The sequence below is a fragment of the Psychrobacter glaciei genome, assembly GCF_014652895.1.
Taxonomy (GTDB): domain Bacteria; phylum Pseudomonadota; class Gammaproteobacteria; order Pseudomonadales; family Moraxellaceae; genus Psychrobacter; species Psychrobacter glaciei.
On sequence record NZ_BMZR01000012.1, the window covers coordinates 1 to 19,736 of the forward strand.

Annotated in this window: 16 protein-coding genes and 4 pseudogenes; 10 read left to right on the plus strand and 10 right to left on the minus strand. The window is 41.8% G+C overall.

Translation table 11 applies throughout. The features are described 5' to 3' along the window. From IE130_RS13940 to IE130_RS13950, 3 genes and pseudogenes are all read left to right on the plus strand, one after another. The coding region (locus IE130_RS13940; RefSeq protein WP_189587005.1) for an efflux RND transporter periplasmic adaptor subunit at positions 1 to 1,132 on the plus strand (1,132 nt) is incomplete at its 5' end. Continuing rightward, positions 1,122 to 4,262, plus strand: a complete 3,141-nt coding sequence (locus tag IE130_RS13945) for an efflux RND transporter permease subunit (protein ID WP_189587007.1) — start codon at positions 1,122 to 1,124, stop codon at positions 4,260 to 4,262. The genes IE130_RS13940 and IE130_RS13945, both read left to right, overlap by 11 nt. Positions 4,263 to 4,348: 86 nt before the next feature. Continuing rightward, positions 4,349 to 4,471, plus strand: a pseudogene (locus IE130_RS13950) (cation diffusion facilitator family transporter); the annotation flags it as partial. A 25-nt stretch (positions 4,472 to 4,496) separates the two neighbouring features. On the opposite strand, the pseudogene IE130_RS13955 reads toward IE130_RS13950, so the two are convergent. After that, positions 4,497 to 5,778 (minus strand): annotated as a pseudogene (locus IE130_RS13955) (IS256 family transposase). A gap of 161 nt (positions 5,779 to 5,939) precedes the next feature. Here IE130_RS13955 and IE130_RS13960 point away from each other — a divergent pair. Both IE130_RS13960 and IE130_RS13965 read left to right on the plus strand, forming a co-directional pair. Next, positions 5,940 to 6,518 (plus strand): hypothetical protein, encoded by a 579-nt coding sequence (locus IE130_RS13960; protein WP_102090278.1) that lies wholly within the window; start codon positions 5,940 to 5,942, stop codon positions 6,516 to 6,518. A gap of 384 nt (positions 6,519 to 6,902) precedes the next feature. Next, positions 6,903 to 7,832, plus strand: a complete 930-nt coding sequence (locus tag IE130_RS13965; RefSeq protein WP_102090279.1) for a replication initiation protein — start codon at positions 6,903 to 6,905, stop codon at positions 7,830 to 7,832. A gap of 24 nt (positions 7,833 to 7,856) precedes the next feature. Here IE130_RS13965 and IE130_RS13970 read toward each other — a convergent pair whose 3' ends face one another. The 6 genes from IE130_RS13970 to IE130_RS13995 all read right to left on the minus strand — a co-directional run bounded on the left by IE130_RS13970 (position 7,857) and on the right by IE130_RS13995 (position 13,275). Next, positions 7,857 to 8,363 carry a plasmid replication DNA-binding protein gene (locus tag IE130_RS13970; RefSeq protein WP_102090280.1) on the minus strand — a complete coding sequence of 169 codons (507 nt, stop codon included), beginning with the start codon at positions 8,361 to 8,363 and terminating at the stop codon, positions 7,857 to 7,859. A 282-nt stretch (positions 8,364 to 8,645) separates the two neighbouring features. Continuing rightward, positions 8,646 to 9,557, minus strand: coding sequence for a recombination directionality factor (locus tag IE130_RS13975; protein ID WP_102090281.1), 912 nt, complete (start codon positions 9,555 to 9,557; stop codon positions 8,646 to 8,648). 126 nt (positions 9,558 to 9,683) lie between these two features. Then, positions 9,684 to 10,787 carry a YqaJ viral recombinase family nuclease gene (locus tag IE130_RS13980; protein ID WP_102090282.1) on the minus strand — a complete coding sequence of 368 codons (1,104 nt, stop codon included), beginning with the start codon at positions 10,785 to 10,787 and terminating at the stop codon, positions 9,684 to 9,686. A 109-nt stretch (positions 10,788 to 10,896) separates the two neighbouring features. Further along, on the minus strand, positions 10,897 to 11,889 hold the full coding sequence (locus IE130_RS13985) for a DUF932 domain-containing protein (RefSeq protein ID WP_102090283.1): 993 nt from the start codon (positions 11,887 to 11,889) through the stop codon (positions 10,897 to 10,899). Positions 11,890 to 11,939: 50 nt separating this feature from the next. Further along, positions 11,940 to 12,230, minus strand: coding sequence for a hypothetical protein (locus tag IE130_RS13990; protein ID WP_102090284.1), 291 nt, complete (start codon positions 12,228 to 12,230; stop codon positions 11,940 to 11,942). Between the two features lie 130 nt (positions 12,231 to 12,360). After that, positions 12,361 to 13,275 carry a YagK/YfjJ domain-containing protein gene (locus tag IE130_RS13995; RefSeq protein WP_102090285.1) on the minus strand — a complete coding sequence of 305 codons (915 nt, stop codon included), beginning with the start codon at positions 13,273 to 13,275 and terminating at the stop codon, positions 12,361 to 12,363. A 586-nt stretch (positions 13,276 to 13,861) separates the two neighbouring features. On the opposite strand from IE130_RS13995, the gene IE130_RS14000 reads away from it, so the two are divergent. Next, positions 13,862 to 15,085, plus strand: coding sequence for a hypothetical protein (locus IE130_RS14000; RefSeq protein WP_102090286.1), 1,224 nt, complete (start codon positions 13,862 to 13,864; stop codon positions 15,083 to 15,085). A gap of 340 nt (positions 15,086 to 15,425) precedes the next feature. Here the strand turns inward: IE130_RS14000 and IE130_RS14005 are convergent, their stop codons facing one another. Further along, positions 15,426 to 16,016, minus strand: a complete 591-nt coding sequence (locus IE130_RS14005) for a recombinase family protein (RefSeq protein WP_102090287.1) — start codon at positions 16,014 to 16,016, stop codon at positions 15,426 to 15,428. A 231-nt stretch (positions 16,017 to 16,247) separates the two neighbouring features. Here IE130_RS14005 and IE130_RS14010 point away from each other — a divergent pair, with 231 nt between their 5' ends. After that, the gene (locus IE130_RS14010) at positions 16,248 to 16,712 is read left to right on the plus strand and encodes an NUDIX hydrolase (RefSeq protein WP_007115209.1); all 465 of its coding nucleotides are present in this window, start codon (positions 16,248 to 16,250) and stop codon (positions 16,710 to 16,712) included. Between the two features lie 317 nt (positions 16,713 to 17,029). Here IE130_RS14010 and IE130_RS14015 read toward each other — a convergent pair whose 3' ends face one another. Both IE130_RS14015 and IE130_RS14355 read right to left on the minus strand, forming a co-directional pair. Next, complete coding sequence (locus IE130_RS14015; protein ID WP_093071101.1) at positions 17,030 to 17,359, minus strand: four-helix bundle copper-binding protein; 330 nt, start codon at positions 17,357 to 17,359, stop codon at positions 17,030 to 17,032. 126 nt (positions 17,360 to 17,485) lie between these two features. Further along, positions 17,486 to 17,602, minus strand: a pseudogene (locus IE130_RS14355) (transposase); the annotation flags it as partial. 168 nt (positions 17,603 to 17,770) lie between these two features. Between IE130_RS14355 and IE130_RS14025 the strand changes: the two are divergent. From IE130_RS14025 to IE130_RS14035, 3 genes and pseudogenes are all read left to right on the plus strand, one after another. Continuing rightward, complete coding sequence (locus IE130_RS14025) at positions 17,771 to 18,181, plus strand: cation efflux protein, CzcI-like (protein WP_198013336.1); 411 nt, start codon at positions 17,771 to 17,773, stop codon at positions 18,179 to 18,181. Between the two features lie 48 nt (positions 18,182 to 18,229). Further along, positions 18,230 to 19,555 (plus strand): TolC family protein, encoded by a 1,326-nt coding sequence (locus IE130_RS14030; RefSeq protein ID WP_068034973.1) that lies wholly within the window; start codon positions 18,230 to 18,232, stop codon positions 19,553 to 19,555. Between the two features lies 1 nt (position 19,556). Then, positions 19,557 to 19,736: pseudogene (locus IE130_RS14035) on the plus strand (efflux RND transporter periplasmic adaptor subunit); the annotation flags it as partial.

Here is a 19,736-nt window from a genome sequence, read left to right on the forward strand (position 1 = left end):
AAAAAAAACTGAATCTGAGGGGCGTGGTTATGATGAGGGAAATGCCGAATATTCTGATGAAGATAGTTCTGAAGAAGGACATGCTGAAGAAGGCGAAATACAACTGACCAGCCAACAAATGGTTGAACAAGGTTTAAAAGTTGCTGTTGCATCCACAGGATTGGTTGAAAAGCTGACAACCCTGGCAGGTAAATTGGTGGTGAATACCGATCAACAAGCGCATATATCGCCTAATTTTAGTGGTCATGTCGAGCAGGTCAATGTGGCTTTAGGACAGAGCGTGCAAAAAGGACAAACGCTGGCTGTACTAACCGTGCCTGAACTGATCGACCAACAGGCAAATCTGCGTATGGCACAGGTGAATCTGGATTTGGCCCGTAAAGATTACCAGCGCGAACAGCAACTCTGGTCACAGGGGGTTTCTGCCAAACAGGATTACCAGCGTGCCGAAAATGCCTACCGTCAAGCGCAGATTACTGTCCAGTCCTCACAAGCACGTTTAAATGCATTAGGTGCAAGTGGCAATAACAATGGGCGTTTTCTGATTAAAGCACCGATCTCTGGGGTGATCAGTCAAAAAGATATTGTGGTCGGTGAAAATGTGCAACTGGCTAATCAGCTCTTTGTCATTGAACAGCTGAAAGATTTATGGCTTGAGTTTAATTTGCCGAATCAATTCTCAGGTCAACTGCAAGCCGGGCAAAAAATTGACTTTAAAGTGAATGATTCAGATCAAATCTATAAAGCTACTGTACAAAGCTTAACCTCTCAGGCAGATGTACAAACAGGGCGTCTGGTGGTGCGCGCAAAACTCGATGCGCAAGCTACTGAGTTGCGTTCTAATGTGTTAGTGAGAGTGTTGATTCCGGAAGCTACAGCAAAATCAGCCCTTCGGATTCAAAAGTCTGCGCTGCAAAGTATTGAAGGTGAAGACAGTATTTTCATCGTAGATTCAGAACAAAAAGGTCAAGTCCACTTAAAAGCACAGAAAGTGCAATTGGGGCAGGCTTCAAGTGATGGACAATGGCTTGAAGTGATTTCTGGGCTGACTGAAGGGCAGAAGTATATCGCTCAAGGCAGTTTCTTGTTGAAATCTGAATTAGAAAAAGACGAGGCAGGCCATGGACATTAATTCTGATCTGCCAAAACCAGAAGGTTTATTCGAACGAATCATTCAGTTTTCCATACAAAATGCGATTTGGGTGTTGCTCTTTGTCTGTACCTGGATTGCGGTCGGGGTGTATAGCTATCAGAAACTCCCGATTGATGCTGTACCCGATATTACCAATACCCAAGTCCAGCTTAATACTCAAGCCAAGGGTTTTACTGCGCTTGAAGTCGAACAGCGGATTACCTATCCCATTGAAAATGCCATGGCTGGCATTCCGGATCTGGAGCTTACCCGTTCCATATCCCGTTATGGACTCTCTCAAGTCACCATTGTCTTTAAAGATGGGACTGATATTTATTGGGCCCGTCAGCAGATTAACCAACGGATACAGGAGGCGCAATCTGAGTTGCCTGCACAAATCGCACCGACGATGTCCCCCGTTTCTACGGGTCTCGGTGAGATTTATCAATGGGTACTGAAGGCAGATCCGAATGCGAAAAAGCCGGATGGAACTGCATACACGCCGATGGATTTGCGTGAGATTCAGGACTGGATTGTGCGTCCTCAACTGCAACGTGTTAAGGGAGTTGCAGAGGTCAACAGTATTGGTGGTTTTGAAAAAACCTATGTGGTCTCTCCCGATTTAAACCGGATGCAGCAACTGAATATCTCATTAGAACAACTGCAACAGGCTTTAGCGCAAAATAATGAGAACCGAGGTGCAGGTTATATTGAAGACAATGGTCAGCAACTGACGGTACGTGTACCGGGTGCATTCAATGGGCTTTCTGATATTGAGAACACCATGCTGGGTAGCCCAAATGGCAGCCCAATTCGGGTTGGTGATATTGCGCAAGTCTCTATTGGGCATGATTTAAGAACCGGTGGGGCAACCTATAACGGCAAAGAAACCGTTTTAGGGATTGCCATGATGGCGATGGGTGGAAATAGCCAGACTGTTTCTAAAGCTGTGGATGCCAAGCTTCAAGATATTCAGAATAGTTTGCCTAAAGGGGTAGTGATTGAAACGGTGTACGACCGTACTATCTTGGTTGAGAAGGCGATTAAAACCGTTCAGAAAAACTTGGTAGAGGGAGCAATCCTGGTCATCATCATTCTGTTCCTGTTTTTAGGGAATATCCGTGCTGCCTTGATTACTGCCTGTGTCATTCCACTCTCTATGCTGTTTACCTTAACCGGGATGGCACAGCAAAATATCAGTGCCAATCTGATGAGTTTAGGTGCACTCGATTTCGGCATCATTGTCGATGGTGCTGTGGTGATTGTCGAAAACTGTATCCGGCGTTTAGCCCATACACAGCAACTGTTAAAACGACCTCTCACACAAAGTGAACGCTTTAAGGAAGTTTTTCTGGCTGCCCGCCAAGCACGTCGTCCTCTTATTTTTGGTCAGCTTATTATTTTGGTGGTGTATTTGCCGATTTTTGCTTTAAGTGGTGTGGAAGCAAAAATGTTCCATCCGATGGCATTGGCAGTGGTACTCGCCCTTGTTGCAGCCATTATTTTATCGATCACCTTTGTGCCTGCTGCTGTGGCATTGTGGGTCAAAGGCGATATTCAAGAAAAAGAAAGTCGTTGGATGTTATGGCTAAAAGCTAAATATCAGCAAACTCTTGATATTTCGTATCAATACAAAGCAGTTGTGCTGACTTTTGCACTGTGTTTATTAGTGATTACGGGATTTATCAGTACCAAACTCGGCAGTGAATTTGCACCACAGCTCAGTGAAGGAGACTTTGCGATACAACAGTTACGTTCACCAAGTACAGGCTTAGAAGAGTCTTTACGTATTCAGGAGAATACTGAAAAACTTCTTTTAAAGAGTTTCCCTGAAATTAAGGCAGTATTTGCCAGAACGGGTACAGCCGAGGTTGCAACAGATGTCATGCCACCCAATATTTCAGATGGCTATATCATGTTAAAGCCTCGTTCAGAATGGCCAAATCCTAAAGAAAGTTTAGATGAATTACGTGGCCGTATGGTGACGTATTTAGCCACGATTCCAGGCAATAATAGTGAATTTTCACAACCGATTGAACTCCGATTTAATGAATTGATCTCAGGTGTGCGTAGTGATGTTGGTGTGAAAATCTTCGGTGATGATATGAATGTCCTCAATACTGAGGCGACTAAAATCTCCAAAATCATTCAGCAAATATCGGGTAGCAGTGCCGTGAAAGTTGAGCAGACCTCAGGTTTGCCATTACTGAATGTCGAGGTAAATAAAACTTTGGCTGCACAATATGGTTTGAGTGTGCGTTCAATTCAAGACCTTGTGGCAACCAGTATTGGTGGACAAAGCGTGGGAGAGATTTTAGAAGGCGATCGTCGTTTTGATTTTGTTATCCGTCTTGGAGAGCAAGACCGTAGTGTCGCATCTGTTTCCCAGTTACCTATTCAGCTTCCAAATGGTGGCAGTATTTTATTGTCGGATGTCGCGCAAGTCTCGACCATTGAAGGAATCAACCAAGTCAGTCGAGAAAATGGTAAACGCCGAGTTGTGGTTACAACGAATGTTGAAGGGCGTGATTTAGGGTCTTTTGTTTCTGATGTACAGACACAGCTCAAAGCATACACTTTGCCAAGTGGTTATTGGATAGAATATGGCGGTCAGTTTGAAAATTTGGCTTCAGCCAAAGCACGGATGCAAATCGTGATTCCACTGGCTTTAATCACTATCTTTATTTTACTGATGGCGGTCTTTCACAATGTCAAAGAAAGTCTATTGGTCTTTACCGGGATACCCTTTGCCTTGACCGGTGGTGTGCTGTTCCTTTGGCTAAGGGATATTCCATTATCGATGTCAGCTGGAATTGGCTTTATTGCCTTATCTGGTGTTGCAGTCCTCAATGGACTGGTAATGCTGACCTTTATTAAGGAATTAAGGGACAAATATCCAGTGCATAAAGCCGTGTGGCAAGGGGCTATTTTGCGCTTAAGACCAGTGTTGATGACAGCTTGTGTGGCTTCACTGGGTTTTGTACCAATGGCGCTGTCAACCGGAACAGGGGCTGAGGTTCAACGGCCACTGGCAACCGTAGTGATTGGCGGGATTATCTCTTCAACATTACTAACTTTGGTGCTGTTACCCGTGCTTTATCGTTGGATAAATGAAAAAAAAGTTTCTTAATCCAATAGATTAGTCGATTTACAGCAGAGATATTGGCTGTTATCCAATATCTCTGCTCATCATAAATAGAATAAGGAAAATATTTTATGTCAGAACATCATGATCATAGCCATGCGGTTGTTACTGAAGAAAATAGTAAGAAGTTAATGGTTGCCTTAGGTTTAACGACTACTTTTTTAATAGTAGAAGTTGTCGCTGCTTTTGAGACCATCCCGAATTCTGTGTAACTGCCGTTTAGATTAAATGCTTGCTGATACGGTCATCAAACATAATCATAAAACGATTCAGAGCAGACGTCCAGTTACGAATAGGCATCGACCACTTTTTGGATGCCTGCTGGGTTGCTAAGTACACCACTTTGAATGCTGCCTGATCAGATGGGAACACCTTACGCTTATTCACCGCTGTCCGAATCACGCTGTTTAGCGACTCTATCGCATTGGTGGTATAGATCACTCTTCTGATGTCTTTAGGATAACCAAAGAACACCGTTAAGCCCTCCCAATTACTCCGCCAAGACTTGATGACATGCGGGTACTCTTTGCCCCATACTTCATCAAAGTGCTCAAGGTTGGCCTCTGCTATCTCAAGCGTATCAGCGCCGTAGATGGCCTTTAAATCAGCCGCTATTGCCTTCTTATCTGTCCAAGGTACAAACTTCATCGAATAGCGCACCATATGAACAATGCAAAGCTGGACCTGAGCGTGAGGATAGACGGTGTTAATGGCATCGGGGAAGCCCTTTAAACCATCGACACAAGCAATAAGAATGTCCTGAACGCCGCGGTTTTGTAATTCAGTGAGAACGCCTAGCCAGAACTTAGCGCCTTCATTCTCTGATAGCCACATGCCAAGCAGCTCTTTTCTACCATCAAGTCCCACGCCTAGCGCCAGATAGATTGCCTTGTTGATGATCTGCTTGTCTTGACGTACTTTGACGACAATACAGTCTAAATAGACAATAGGATAAACACTGCTTAACGGCCGGTTCTGCCATGCGGTGATGTCGTCTATGATGTTGTCAGTGACTCTTGAGACAAGAGAGCTTGAGATATCGACGTCGTAAAGCTCTTTGATACTCTCTACAATCTCAGTGGTGGTTTGACCTTTGGCGTATGAGCGAGGATCAGCAAGTGTCTGGGAGACACTTGCCCGAAGCGCAAGACGTAAGGCTATGCCTGTAGTGAAATATGATTTTATCATCGAGCCCAGTAATACGGGTTTGGTGCTTACTGACAAGTACAGGCTCAAAGCTACTGTCGCGGTCTCTTGGGGTGGAGATCTCAAGGTCGCCTGTGTCGCTACGGACGGTCTTTTTAGTATGACCGTTGCGCTTATTAGGCTTGTCTGCTTTTTCATGCTTGGGGTATCCAAGATGCTCTTCCATCTCAGCTTCTAAGGCAGTGTCGATAAAAGATTGCATGAGCTGCTTTTGAAAGTCTTTGATGTCATCGAAGCTGTTCATGCTACCAGCCATTTGCTCGGCCAGTTTTTTAAGGTCAGATTGAGTAGTCATTGCTTATTCTCCGGTTAATGGATTATAAGCAGTTACACAGTTTTTAGGAAACTCCCCAAGGATAAACCGCGGATGACGCCCCTGATAAATTTGATCAGCGGCAAGTAGCACTACTCAGCGAGTTTGCACAGCGCCATGGTATTGGGGACCACGATAAAGCGGTGGAATTTACCGCGCACTTACGCCAAGTGGCCAAACGTTTTGATTACACGCTGGTTGAGAACAACAAATTCATCATCAAGCTGTTGCGTGATCCTAAAACTGAACGTGAGCAGTATCTAGCGCTTACTAAGCATTTTATAGACTTCAGAGACAATATCGATCAAAAACGAGCGGCATTTAATACCAGCATCATCGACAAACTGGGCGGTAGTGCAGGAGATGTTGGCAGAATGACTCGGGATATCATCTCATCATTTAGCTATACCAAAGGGTTAACGCATTACATCAATCAGGATAACTACCCAGCTGAGGCGAGGAAGGTTGCTAAAGAACATTTAGCAGATACCTTGGATAAAACCTGTCAGCAGTTTAAGTTTGCGTTGCGTGATGTTAACTCCTTACCAACAACCCAGCGTAAGACCTACTCAGAGGCCCTTAAAGCAACTTTAGAGACGTTTACTGAGCAATATGGCAAAGATCTGTCTGAAAGCCAACACAAAGCGTTACAGAGTGGTTTAGAGTCTTACCAATATCAAGTTAATAAAGCGCATTCACCTAGCCGAGGATTTAGTCCTTAATCTAATCCTTAAAAAACCATTACTGAGGGATAAGTTACTTAGGCAAGATACGTTGTTAAAGTGATGATTTTTCACTTATCCACAAAAAAATTTATCACCCGTTTCTTTAAGGGTTTTTATTTACTCCTGTTTATTCCTGTTTACTCCTGTTTAAGAGTGTTTTTTCTTCTTTATAATCAATGACTTGCGATGAGAATAAACACAAAATGAGTAGAATAAACACAAAATGAGTAGAATAAACACAAAATGAGTAGAATAAACACAAAATGAGTAGAATAAACACAAGTAAAAATTACTGATACTATTTATGAATTTATATGCTAAAGTGAATCTTAATTATTATTGAAGATAACAGTGCATTGAGCAAGGATTCGCAAAAAAAATATGGAAAACAATCTAGTTGTACAATCCAATGAGCTTGTTCTAGCAGCTTATACCATGACTACTAAAGAGAAGCAGTTATTACTGACTTGTATTAGTCGTATTGATAGTAGACCTGATGCGCCAAATATTACTAAGCAAACCAAGTTTACGGTGACAGTTGATGAAGTAGCAAAAATATTCTATACCGATAGCACCAAGAAGAATGCTTTTAGAGATTTGGAGCAAGCTAGTAATCGGCTTTTTGATAGGGAGGTACTGATAGCACTAGAGGATAATAAAACGCTTCGTACTCGCTTTGTTAGCGGTGTTCTTTACGACCCCAATGGAGAACAGATAACAATAACATTTGCAGAGGATGTACTGCCTTATTTGACACAGCTAAAAGCTAACTTCACAAAATATAGGCTGATGGAGGTGTCTGAGCTCTCAAGTATTCACTCTATGCGCTTATATGAATTAATTGTTTGTTGGGTAGGTCAGTACCAATATACTCAATCTATGGATTTAGACGATTTTCGCTATGTTATGGGCATTAAAGGTAAGTATAAGCAATTTGGACAGCTTAGAGAGCGTGTGATTGAGACTGCTATAGATGAGGTAAATGAGAGTACAAACTATAAAATTACTGTTGAGTACCATAAAAAAAGTAGAGGCAAAGGTTACGAGGGCCTAACGCTCAAATTCCATCGGAAAACATTAGACAAGCTAACCAGTGCAGACGGCACCCTGTCGCAAGCTACCATACAGTCTATCGTTGATAACGTGCAGTTTATGAATGACTATAACAACCATCCAAGCCTAAGTTATGACGGCAAAATGCAGACTGACGCATTTAAGCGCGAAATGATTAATATCATACAACGAGAGCCTGAAAGCTTTAACAAGCCTAATAAGGCTTTAGAGAGCTATTTACCAAAGATTAAACACTAATGTTTTTTCAAATATCCGTTAAAGTCAAAAGAACCACCGTTTTTTCTTCTTAGCCGTCGCGACGATTGAATCGTCTTTTTTTTCTTGCTCTGGTTCAAGTAGCGGCTCATCGCTCATTTCAGCTTGCTTAAATTCTAGCAGTCTCACTTGTGCAAAATCCTGGATACTGGCGTTGGCTTTATCCAGCGTTTTGTTCAGCTGTGCTATCTGCTGCTGATAATTTTCAATTAACTTCTTTTGATCATTTACCTGTTGGCTGAGGTGTTCATTCTTGAGCTTTTCAAGCGCTAATAGGTGTTCAATATCCGTATTGTACTGAACACTTTGACTGTTCAGAGGTGTACTTTGAGAAGTGTCCACTGAACGTTCAGTACGTTTTTTAGAAATTGGCTCACCAAACACGCGCAACATTTCTGAAACGTCTATTTTCTTATCTGCTGTTCTGGAAAGCTCACCATCATTGACTTTCTGATAGATCGTTGTTCTTGATACACCCCATTCTTTTGCCGCTTTTGTCACCGATATGTTCATTGTTCACCTAGTGTTCAAGTACGTTTTTACAACCTGTACAGTACAACTGTCCAGAACGTTCAGTGAACAACTATCGCATTAACTTGCCTATTAAGGCAAATCGAATATATGGCAGCTAATCAATACTCAGGAATAACAAAAGTCACTTAGTTCGTCCAAAATTTTTATTAAAGGTTGGTTAAGTAAGATGCTACATCATTCCATCTAAATCCAATATCGGACCTCGAAAACACAAAAAAAAGAGCTGAATAAATCAGCTCTCTATTATGTCGCATATAAACCTTAACTCACTGCTGTCACGCTTTTTCGTAGTCCTTGCTCAATGCTTCTCATGTTCTGAGTGGCTAACCCATTCTGATAATTCCCTTGCTGAGTACTGCTAATATAATCTGTCTCTGCTGGATAAAAATCTTCAGCCACATCAAGCAGGCCATCACTATCAACCTCAAAGCAGGAGTTCACATAACCTTGTTTAGCCGCTTCTTCTAACGCCGCTTGATCAAAGCCATGTTCGCTCAGCTCACGATCAATCGCTCCAGCATGTTGTACCGCATCTTTAAGCGTCACCCCATCACGCAATGTCAGATCCACAAAGTAAATTGGCGTACGATAACTTTGCGTGGTGCTTTTACCCCTTAGCGTGAGTTGTAGTGGCAGACAAGATAGCTTATTGCCTGATACTGCAGCAAAGTAGCTCAGCCTTGCTGCTAACGTTCTAATACTATTAAAGCCAGTCGTACGAAAGATGAACGTACCTAGCTCATCGTCTTCACTGAGATTCACGTACAATCTGCCATACGGTTTACAAGCACCGCCTTGCGACAGTGGACAACGATCAGGTGACGGGCAAGGCAGTGTTTCCACGCCATTACTTGTACGACGTTGACATTGCTCACCGTCGCCGACACATAGTGGACGACCAGTTTGCCTATCGAACAGCGTGTATTCAGCACGTAAATTAAGCTCAGGATCATTAAATAGCATGCGTACAGGTATTTGTCTGAGCTTACCGTCATTCTTTTCGCGTAGCTTTGCATCAAGTGGATGATTGATCCAACCGTCTTTATTCTGCACTTGGCTGGTAATGGTGAATTGATCGTCTTTAGCAGGTAAACGCTTGCCATCCTTTTGAATGACACGTCCAATGCTGATACGACCTAAAACTGGTGGCGTTATGGTGAGACCTTTAATCATGGTGATATTCCTTATGTGTTGAATGAATTTGTTTAAGCCATAAAAAAGCCCACCTGTGCTAGGTGGGCGGTTATGAACTTATTTCGTTCAGTTGAGTAATGGGTTGATGATGAAGTAGTTTGTGACTTATTCATTAAGAATGACAAAGCGTCTGCTACCTTGACGGGTTTTACTGAATTTAGCTAATAGTTCAGGATAGGCTTTAATGACAGCTTTACTATCCAGACCGACACTGTCTTTCGAGCGCTTCCATGAAATAGCACCTTTCTCAAATACAGCGACCTCATTGTCGGCAATTAGCGTTTGCAGCTGGTGCTTTACCTGATCATGACGCTGCTCTAACTCTTGCATATAGTCACGATAACTCAGCAGTTGCTCAAATAATTTGTTGGCGCCATCGTCATCTCGCAGATCAACCTTGCTTGATGGTTTAGGGTTTGGATACAGCTGTTTTAATGCCCGAGCTGCCGATTCAGAATGGTCAGGGGTTGGTGGTGTGTCGGTTGCTACGTATTGCCAGAACAGGCGCTCCTGCTCGATGATGGATTCAATCAATCGCTCATCACGCTCAACCTTATAAATTTTCGCCTCATGACCGCAAAGCAGCACACAGATATGCGCTGCAGTTTTGCCAGTGACCGCTAATTGGTGCTGTACTTGGCAAGTGACATATAACGGTACGCCATGCTTCCAAAGCTTGGCACCATGTTCCCCTGCGGTTTTACACTCTAAAATCTGTATCTTATCTGACCCCACCACCGAGTAATCTAAATTAGCCAGCATAAAGTGCTTGTCAGGATCAGGATGCTGCAAGATGGCATTGACACGCCTGACCTTATTGCCAGTGTGTTCTTGATAGTATTTCGCCACCATCGGCTCTAGCGTATTGCCCCAGTAAAGAGGTGAGTAGCCATCTAAGCTCTCATTGATATTTGAACTCATGCGTCCCGTCTTAATCATCCATAGCTCAAGCATAGATAGGTACGGATGGATACCACAAGCGGCGGCAGCATCAGAGCTGCCAATACCTTGCTTGCGAAATTGTAGCCAGTCTTCACGACTTAACGATTTGGTGTTAATCAAACGCTTAGCTGTGGTTGAAGTATTAGATTGGTTAGGTTTATCAGCGGTAACGCTTTGCTTGGTTTTCACTACTGATGGTTTAAACTTCACGGTGGCACGTTTGGCTTGTCTTGGCTGAGTCGTATTGTTTAGTGCGATCATGTTCATAGCGAACTCCTTCGATAAATGGATTATGAGTATTAAATGAAATAAGCGGCATAAAAAACCACGCTCGAAGGCGTGGTTGATTGTATTGTCAGATTTTAAATGTGGCTGGTTAAGCCAGCATCAGTAAGGATTCTTCTAGACCCTTTTGTTTGAGCTTAGCGCCAGAGCCAAACCAAGCACCGTCTAATCTATGGTCTCTCGACATCGCCCTGCGTTCATGATCGACGTATTCAGTGATACTACATAGCAAGCCGTAAGCAGTATCTTTGGCAGCATCAAGATCGGCTCCGCGACCTTGACCGTTAAACATGTTCATGACCTGATTCATGGCACGAGCATTGGGTACGGCGTCTTTTTCTTTCTTAGCACTGTTAAACAGAATGATGTCATTGTCCTGATCGTTGAATACACGGCTTAGATAATTGGCTGCTTCTGCTTGGGTCACCCGGCGCTCAGATAGCTGCTTCATCTCATAGCTGTGCTCATCCCATTGCTTGACCGACACACCCAATTGCTGCTTGGCCTTATCCGCATCAAAGGACGTAGAGTGCGGTACTTTTACTACGCCGCCGCTTCCGTTAGCTAAACTGATTGCCAAGGTGTTATTACACACCACACGAATGGACGTGAACTGGGCGGTGGTCGCCAGCGTGCCGTCACAAGCGGTTGCAAGAAGTAAGTAGCCATTACTGACATCTTTGCCTTTGAGTGTTGCTGACTGGCCTGTACGAGCCAATGCCCATAGCTTACGCCCGCCCTTCAACACACCAGCAGTCTCCAATTCAAAGTCAGACTGTTCCGTAAGATCACGATAGAATTCTAGGATCTCACGCGGCTGTACTTCTTGATAGCGCTGACTGACCACCGATAGCGGCTCGAAGTTATCGCTACGGTACAACACCTTCTGCTCTGCAAAGGGTAGAATCAGGTTATGCCCTTTGTCATTGTTTGCCATGTAGCTGACGTCTGATGATTCAATACGCCAATCCATACCCGCTTGCTTTGCCCAGACCTCGATAGGCTGCTTGGGTGATAATTCTTGACCTAAGCCATGCCAAGGGGTGTCGCCGACGTAGGCCATTGTCTCTAATAAATGTGCCATTATGATTTTTCCTTTTAGATTTGATTATGAGTATTGGCTATAGGGGTGCTTTAGATGGTGAAGGTTCTTGAGCAGGTATTGCAGGTATAACTGGGCCTTGCTGCTAGAGTGATCAAAGGTGGCTGCTGTAGCTTGTCTTTAGCCAAGCTGATCGCAGAAGCCAGTGCCGTACCTACTACCACACCAATAGCGGAATTGATTTTGTAATACCTACAGATACTCACACCAAGCCCTGATAAGGCAGATTGTGAGCACAGTTGCTCGAAGAGATTAAAGGGACTGTCATTAGGCATATTGCTTGTGACGTTGGCTGAATGACAGTGGGGGCAGATTGGTCTCATAAAGGACTCCTTTTCGATTGCGCATAAAAAGGCCTGCTATAAAGCAGGCCTTGATGACACGTTTTGGGGTAGATTGATGAGGCAACGATGACATCGGTGCTCATCTCATGGCGATACTATATATCTAAAATTATTTTGATATGGGTGGTAGTCCACGGCGTTTAGCTGTGCGAAACGTGCCGTGTCCAAAGGTACGCATGCCTGACACCTTTACCTTTAAATATTGGTCCACCTTCTCAGGTTTAGTTAAATACAGTGCAGTACGTAAAGCATTTTCAACTTCAATAGGGTTGTTTTGATGAATCATGCCAATACCTAATTTACCGTTTCGTTCATAATCCTGCTTAGTTTTTTTATCGTGGTAGTTATAGTACTCACCTAAACCCCCAGTCACCATTTTCCATTTCTCACCTACCTCACGAGCCAAGTACCAATCATTTTGTATTTTGGAACCGTCGTACATCAGCAATAAATGACAGTGCAATCCGCCCTCAACACCACCTTGTTCAAGAGCCCAAGCATTGCCTTGAAGATACTCAAAGCACGTTTTCTTATTACTGACCAGCTCTCTAAATTTTCTCATATGACAGTCAAAATCCTCAATGGACACATGATGTCTGGTTTCTTTTGCGTACTTTAGATCGATACGTATAAAGAGCAGTCGTGAGTAATGATTAGACAGGTTGTTTACATAACATTCTAACTCTCTCTTATTTTGAGATTCCTGATAAATGAACGCTTGACGTTCATTCTCAATATCATTTTTATAGCATGACAGTATGTTGATAAAACGCTTTGTTTTATCATGATCCCAAATCACATTTTCTGGATAGGTATCACCAACGATCGCTTGAGTGCTACTAAAAAATGCTAAGACTGGCTGTGTATAAAATAACTCAGTATTGAGATGATTCATGAACGGGTAATACAACCCGTTCAGTTTATCCATAGTCTCATTAAAGCTGATGGTGTTCGCCAGTATGTCCGTAACCAGACTGTGAACATTAGCGACAACTAGAGGTTGATTAAGATGTGAATACGGCATGGTAGTGCTCCTATGAAGTTGGTTTCATAGGGTAAGGTCAGTCTGTATTTTTATAATATTAACTGCTGAGAGTTGCGCGCTCAGCACTAGAATAAATGATAATGGCATTATTAATAATATAAATAACCCACTAAGGATGAGCTGCCAAAGAGCAGCTTTTTGCTTGTGTGCTTGATGTTTTTTTATCGGAGCAGATGCAGTATTGCTGTCTGCGTTAGAGTTCCGATTAGGATGGAGTTAGCTGACTGGGGTTGTCAAAACGTATCATATATTGTTCTTGCTTAGTGGAGCCCATCCCGCTTAGTGATGAAATCATCCATTCAAGGGCACGCAGATAGTACCTAAACGAAGCATTTATATTAGGCCGAAATCACTCACACTTATTGCTAGAACGAAACTTATATACAAGGTATAGTCAAAGCAGAAAGATGAAAGAATAAATTCAGTCTATTTTAAGCTAAAAAACGGTGTAAGACTGCTCACGCCTCTATATTAGGGAGTTCTTATGTAGTAAATACATACTTTTTTCCTACTAAAATAGACTATTAACCCACTTTTTAAGAGTTTTTTTGAAGGAAATCTGGCTATGATATACGCTAATAATTCGAATTATAATGATGGAAACTCGGCTCATAATTATGATCGATTGAACGACAATTACGAAATCCCGGTTGAAAAAAGTGGATGTGCTTCTATGGCTTTAACAGCTACATCTGATAATAATGGGGCTGTAGTAGAAGGCGATAATCAGCCATCTACTAGTTTAAATCAAGAAGTGCTAAATCAAGCTAATGCATATCATCAGGCTCAGCAATATAAATTTAGTACTGACTTGTATTTTTACCATGCAAAGCAAAACTGGAAAAACCATGAGGATTTTTATAAAACGATTGGAAGTTTTAATGAGGAGGATTGCAAGAGCTTGGTATTTGCGCACAATGTATATTTGGGAAATTTATCAGCTAATATCGAATTTGATAAGGGAGCGTTCAAATCCACTTTGATCAGCATATTCAAGTCTCAGCCATATCCAATTCCATACTTTCACGAGCTAATGCGATTTAAAATTAACAACCAGCTGCCAGATAGCTCATTGAACTGGATAAAAGGTGATCTTCGTAGCGCCCTGCACATCGCTTATTTAGTTCAAGGGTTTTTTTACAATAAAACTATGGTTGGAGGTACTGAGTTAATTTCTCATATTTCGAATTATTTAAAATATGAGATTATGCATTTCAACTACACTCCACTCACCCTTCCGTATTATGCAAATTATGTAGTCGAAAACAATCTTCCGTTAATATGGCGTATAGAAACTATTAAATCTGTATATTTTAGAAATCGTACTGATAGAGAAATTAAGTGGCTCAAGGGTGATGATAGTGATCAAATTGAATGGGCTTATAATTATCTAAGCTCAGACAAGAGAGATCACCTTATACTTCAGGATATCTTCATACCCTCCTCTATAGAGGACAAGTATAATTTAATCTTAGCGAGTCTTGATGTCCTATCAAATGCAAAATACACATATGAGGCTGTTACTAAAAATATAGATATCAGCGACCCTACAGTTGATCTTGAATCAATAGCAGAAATATCATATAGAGCCAAAATTATAGAGAACATGAAAGACGCATGGGCTAAATTCTCAACGAGCAACAAAAATGAAGATTTAAGTGAAGTCAAGATATATAAGAAAAATCAAGATCAATTAGATTCTATCATCAAAGCTAAAGGAACGACTGCCAACAAAGTTATAAGCCAAATTATTGAAGATGAGTACAAAAAAATTTTCAATAAGGGCTAGATAACTTAGGCAGATAGGGTTAATCGTTTAAGGATAGCTTTTGGTCGATAGTATGTTGAAAATTTCAATTTATGTACACCCTTATGTACACTATGAAATCAAAATAATAAATTAAATATAAATATCAATTGCTTATATACCAATTACCGTTCCGGCTCCGGGACTTGAACCTTCGCTAAGTACACTAAGACTACCTTATTCACTCAAATCATTGGTGCTACTCGCCTAAATATCCAAGGGTCCATTTTGAATGAGAATGGGTAGTCACGAAGGGCAGTATTTTCCAAAATATAATACTCATCATAAAAATGATGGCCTAATATTTAAAATACCTCAGCTATTAACTCTGCTTTAAGACCCGATAAACGGTAGCTACCCCAACACCAACTGCCTTAGCGACTTCCTCTTTTGTCATATTGTTTTGACGAGCTAATTCTTTAATACGATTGTGCTTTGCGGTATTGGCTTTCTTACCGGTAGGTTTATATCCGCTATTAGCCAATCCCTGCTTGATGCGCTCTCTACGCTTATCGTTATCAAGCTTTGCCATCGTCGCCAATAAGTCGATCAGCATATCGTTAATCACTCTTAGGATGTCTCCAGTCATACCGTCACTCACCGTATGCGTGGTTGGCAGATCAGCCACCACCAATCGTAAGCCCTTATCTTTGATACGCTGCTTTAGAATCGCAAAATCATCTTGAGATAGCCTGCTTAATCTATCCACGCTTTCAACTAGTAGGATATCGCCTTGCTCAGCGTCCTTTAGCAGCTGAGCTAATGCTGGTCTATCGAGCTTCGTACCACTGAAATGCTCAACGTACTCAACATGGTTGTCATCATAGCGTGTACTGAAAGTCACCAAATCAGCTAATGCTCTGGTAGCGTCTTGATCCTTAGTACTGGCTCTCACATAAATACGTACGGTCATAACACCACCTCTATCACTTAGACTTAATAATTAATGTTCATTGATAATATCAAGATATTACTATCATTTAATAATAGAAACAAGTCTAATGATAGTTTATTTATCATTTAGAGGTTTTATGTTTTGGGTATAGTCTAATGGTAGATTGTCAGGCGCTTTCACTGGTTCGGTACCCTAGTGAGGACTTGAATATTAAGCTATCCTCTATGTCCTATTCTCAATTGAGTTTTTATGTCTAATATACTAAGTAATGAACCTATAATACAATACGAACCACAGAGCCTACGTCCAATAGTAGCTACTATTGGAGTACTTTTTAAAGATGGAAAGGTGCTTTTAGTACGCCGTGCTAACCCACCCGATGCAGGTCGATGGGGTTTTCCCGGTGGTAAAATTGAACGTGGGGAAACTGTTAAAGATGCTGCCGTTCGTGAACTTTATGAAGAGACAAGCATTGTATCAAAAGCCTTTAAGACATTTAACGCTGTAGACGCGTTTGACTTTGATAGTAGTGGTAAGCTTCGTCACCATTTTGTTCTTGTAGCCGTACTTTGTATTTGGGTTTCTGGTGATCCTCTAGCAGGTGATGACGCCCTAGAAGCTAGATTTTTCGATATTGAAGATTTGATCAATGCAGATTTAGCCCTTAGCTTAGATGTTAAAGAAATAGCATTACAAGCAGCTGAGTTACTCTAAAAAGTAAGAAAGTTCGATATTCTATACCCCAGGGGGAGGGTGTAAATAATTCTGTGTAAATAAAACTGTATTTACACAGAATTATTTACACCCTCCCAGTAACAGCCGATGTAGCCTTACGTTTGCACGATGCTTTAGGTATTAGTGCTGATTTACTCATGCGCGTTCAATCAAAGTACTCTCTTTGGATCGAATCGCAAAAACAACGTCCACAAATTCAGCCATTTTTTGCGAGTTGTTAGTGGTTTGACCCACTAACAACTAACACGTTGGCTATTCATTGAGTAAATCCTAAACTCAACTAATTCTTTTATTTATCAGGCAACCATTTTTCGACATTCGACGGCACATTCACGGCAAGCATCAGCACATTGCTGGCAGTATTGATGCTCATGTTGGCTACATTCATCTGCACAGTATTCACAAACCTTGGCACAAAGCTCACAAATTTCTTTCATAAAAGGAGATTCTGTTTGCTGCATACGAGCACAGAGCTGACAAATATCTGCACAATCTAGACAACGCTGAATACATTCTCGCATCATCTCCAGATTTTCTTCTTTTAGACAGGCATTTGCACAACTGGCACAGGTAAGGTAACAGTTCATACATGCCTTTGCGCAATCTGAAAATTGGATATCGTTCATCATACTTCCCTAAAGTCAATTGATTTAGGAATAGGCTAATCAAAAAAAAGATATACACTAGGACGATTATGTAAGGGAAAGTAAAATAGTCATAGATTTTGTTAAATGGTTTTAGGAGAGTGTAAATGCAGTGTCGATGAAGGACTGCATGAGCTGCTTTTGAAAGTCTTTGATGTCATCGAAGCTTTTCATGCTGCTGGCCATTTGCTCAGCCAGTTTCTTGATGTCAGATTGGTTAGTCATTGCTTATTCTCCTGTTAGTGGATTATAAGCAGTTACACAAAGTTTGGGAAACTCTCATGGAAATTGCCTTTTGAGTTTGAAGCAATGTACAATGATAAGATTAACCCGTTAGGTCAGGTGGCCTAACTTAAATAAAAAGTCTCCGACAAACCCGGTACGGTTCAGATGATGCGTTCTACTACATGGATTACAGTCTTGGTTGGATTGTTCATGTTCCAAAGCTTTTGGAATGTGGCGGCGGCCTTTTGTGTCCATGAACAACAGCCTCAATCACAGCAGAGTTATCATTTTGGTCATCACCAAAATACCTTGTGTGCCAGCGATAGTCGTCAACACGATCATAATGGACAGTCAGAAAACATAAAAACATTCAGTAGCGATTTAGAAATCGGTGAAGATCATCAAGATCATCTACCATCGATGATGCATTTGATTGTACAAAATGAAAAAGTAGATGTGTTTCATCCAAGCTCTGAAGTTAAAGTGAATCCACAATTTCATTGGAAAAACAGCTATCAGGCTCCTGACCTGTTTCAACAAAGCCTACCTCCCGAATTTTCCCCGCTCATGGTGGGGTAGCCTAAAACATTCCCACCACTTTTATTATTTAAATAAGTGGGAAAAATCATGTCTTCACAATCAATTATACTCTTGCGTCATAGCTTGGTTGCTTGTATATGTGCAGCGGCTATGCAATATAGCTATGCTGAAAACGTTACCAGCTTTGAATCCGCTTTAGCAAAAGTACAAAGTTACCAGACTCAAGACAAGCCGTGGCAACAAGTTCAGCAAATATCTGAATTGAATATTCAGCAAAGTCGGTTATGGCAGAATCCAAGTATAAGTTTAGAACAGTCTGGCTTTGGCTCAGGTCAAGAACAGGAATTCAATGTTGGCGTTAGTCAACCTCTAGATCTATTTGGTCAGCGTAAGCTGAACCGGGTGATTGCCAATACCTCGAATCAACAAATCCAATTGCAACAGCAATTATGGAAGGCACAAAGCCAACTGATTGTTAAATTTGCATGGTCGCAATTTGCACTTGCTGAGGTTGAGCAGTCTGCTTATTCAGTACAGTTAAAAACAAGTAAAGTCAATCTGGACAGTGCCCAGAAACGCTATCAGGCAGGCAGTATTGCCCTGGTTGATTTTGAGCGTGCCCAAATTGAAGCGCTAGAAATCCAACGACTTTATCAGCAAGCGATGCTGAATAAACAAGCTGCCGGTCGTCAGCTGTCTAATTTGTGGGGGGGAGAAACATCTTCACATCTTCAATTGAATAAAACCGCTATCCCTTGGCCAGAGCAAAGTCTCCAAACTGTGCAACGGTATATTGCTGAAGGGTGGCTAGAAAAATTCTATGCCTTGAACATTCAGCAATCGGATCATCAAATTGAAAATTTAAGAATTCAGGCACGTCCCAATCCGACTTTAAATGTAGGCATGAAACGTAGCAAAACCCCTAATGAAAGCAACGATACGACTTTAGCAATCGGCGTGGCTATTCCACTGAATATTTTCAATCGCCAGCAATATGCGATCCCGATGGTCCAGCAACAGCAAATATTGCTGAACCAACAGCAGCAGCGTGAGCTGAAGCAACAAATACTCGATATTGCCAACAGCATGCATCAGCTCAAAGGTTTACGTAGCCAGTTCGATGCCACAACAGCACAAGTTACTTTGGCGACCAAAGTTCAGAGCCGTACTTTACTAGGGTTTCAGGCAGGGAAACTGTCCATTACCGACGTTCAGCAAGCAACCACCCAACTGCAGAATCTTCGATTGGGTCAATTACAAACTCTACGTCAAGCTTGGCAAACTGCCCTAGCAGCTGAGGCACTCAGTATTGGCACAAGTTATGAAGAAATTAGCCGTTCGGATGCCTATACACAACTGAATAAAAAGGCAGTCGAAGCATCGCAAAATTTAATCAATGGGGGAGCACGATAAAATGAACGCCAAGCAAAACGGAAAAATATCCCAGTCTCTCATGATTGCAATTTTGATTCTGATTACGGTCTTGGTCAGTCTGGCTATTTGGTTAAGTTCAAAAAAAACTGAATCTGAGGGGCGTGGTTATGATGAGGGAAATGCCGAATATTCTGATGAAGATAGTTCTGAAGAAGGACAT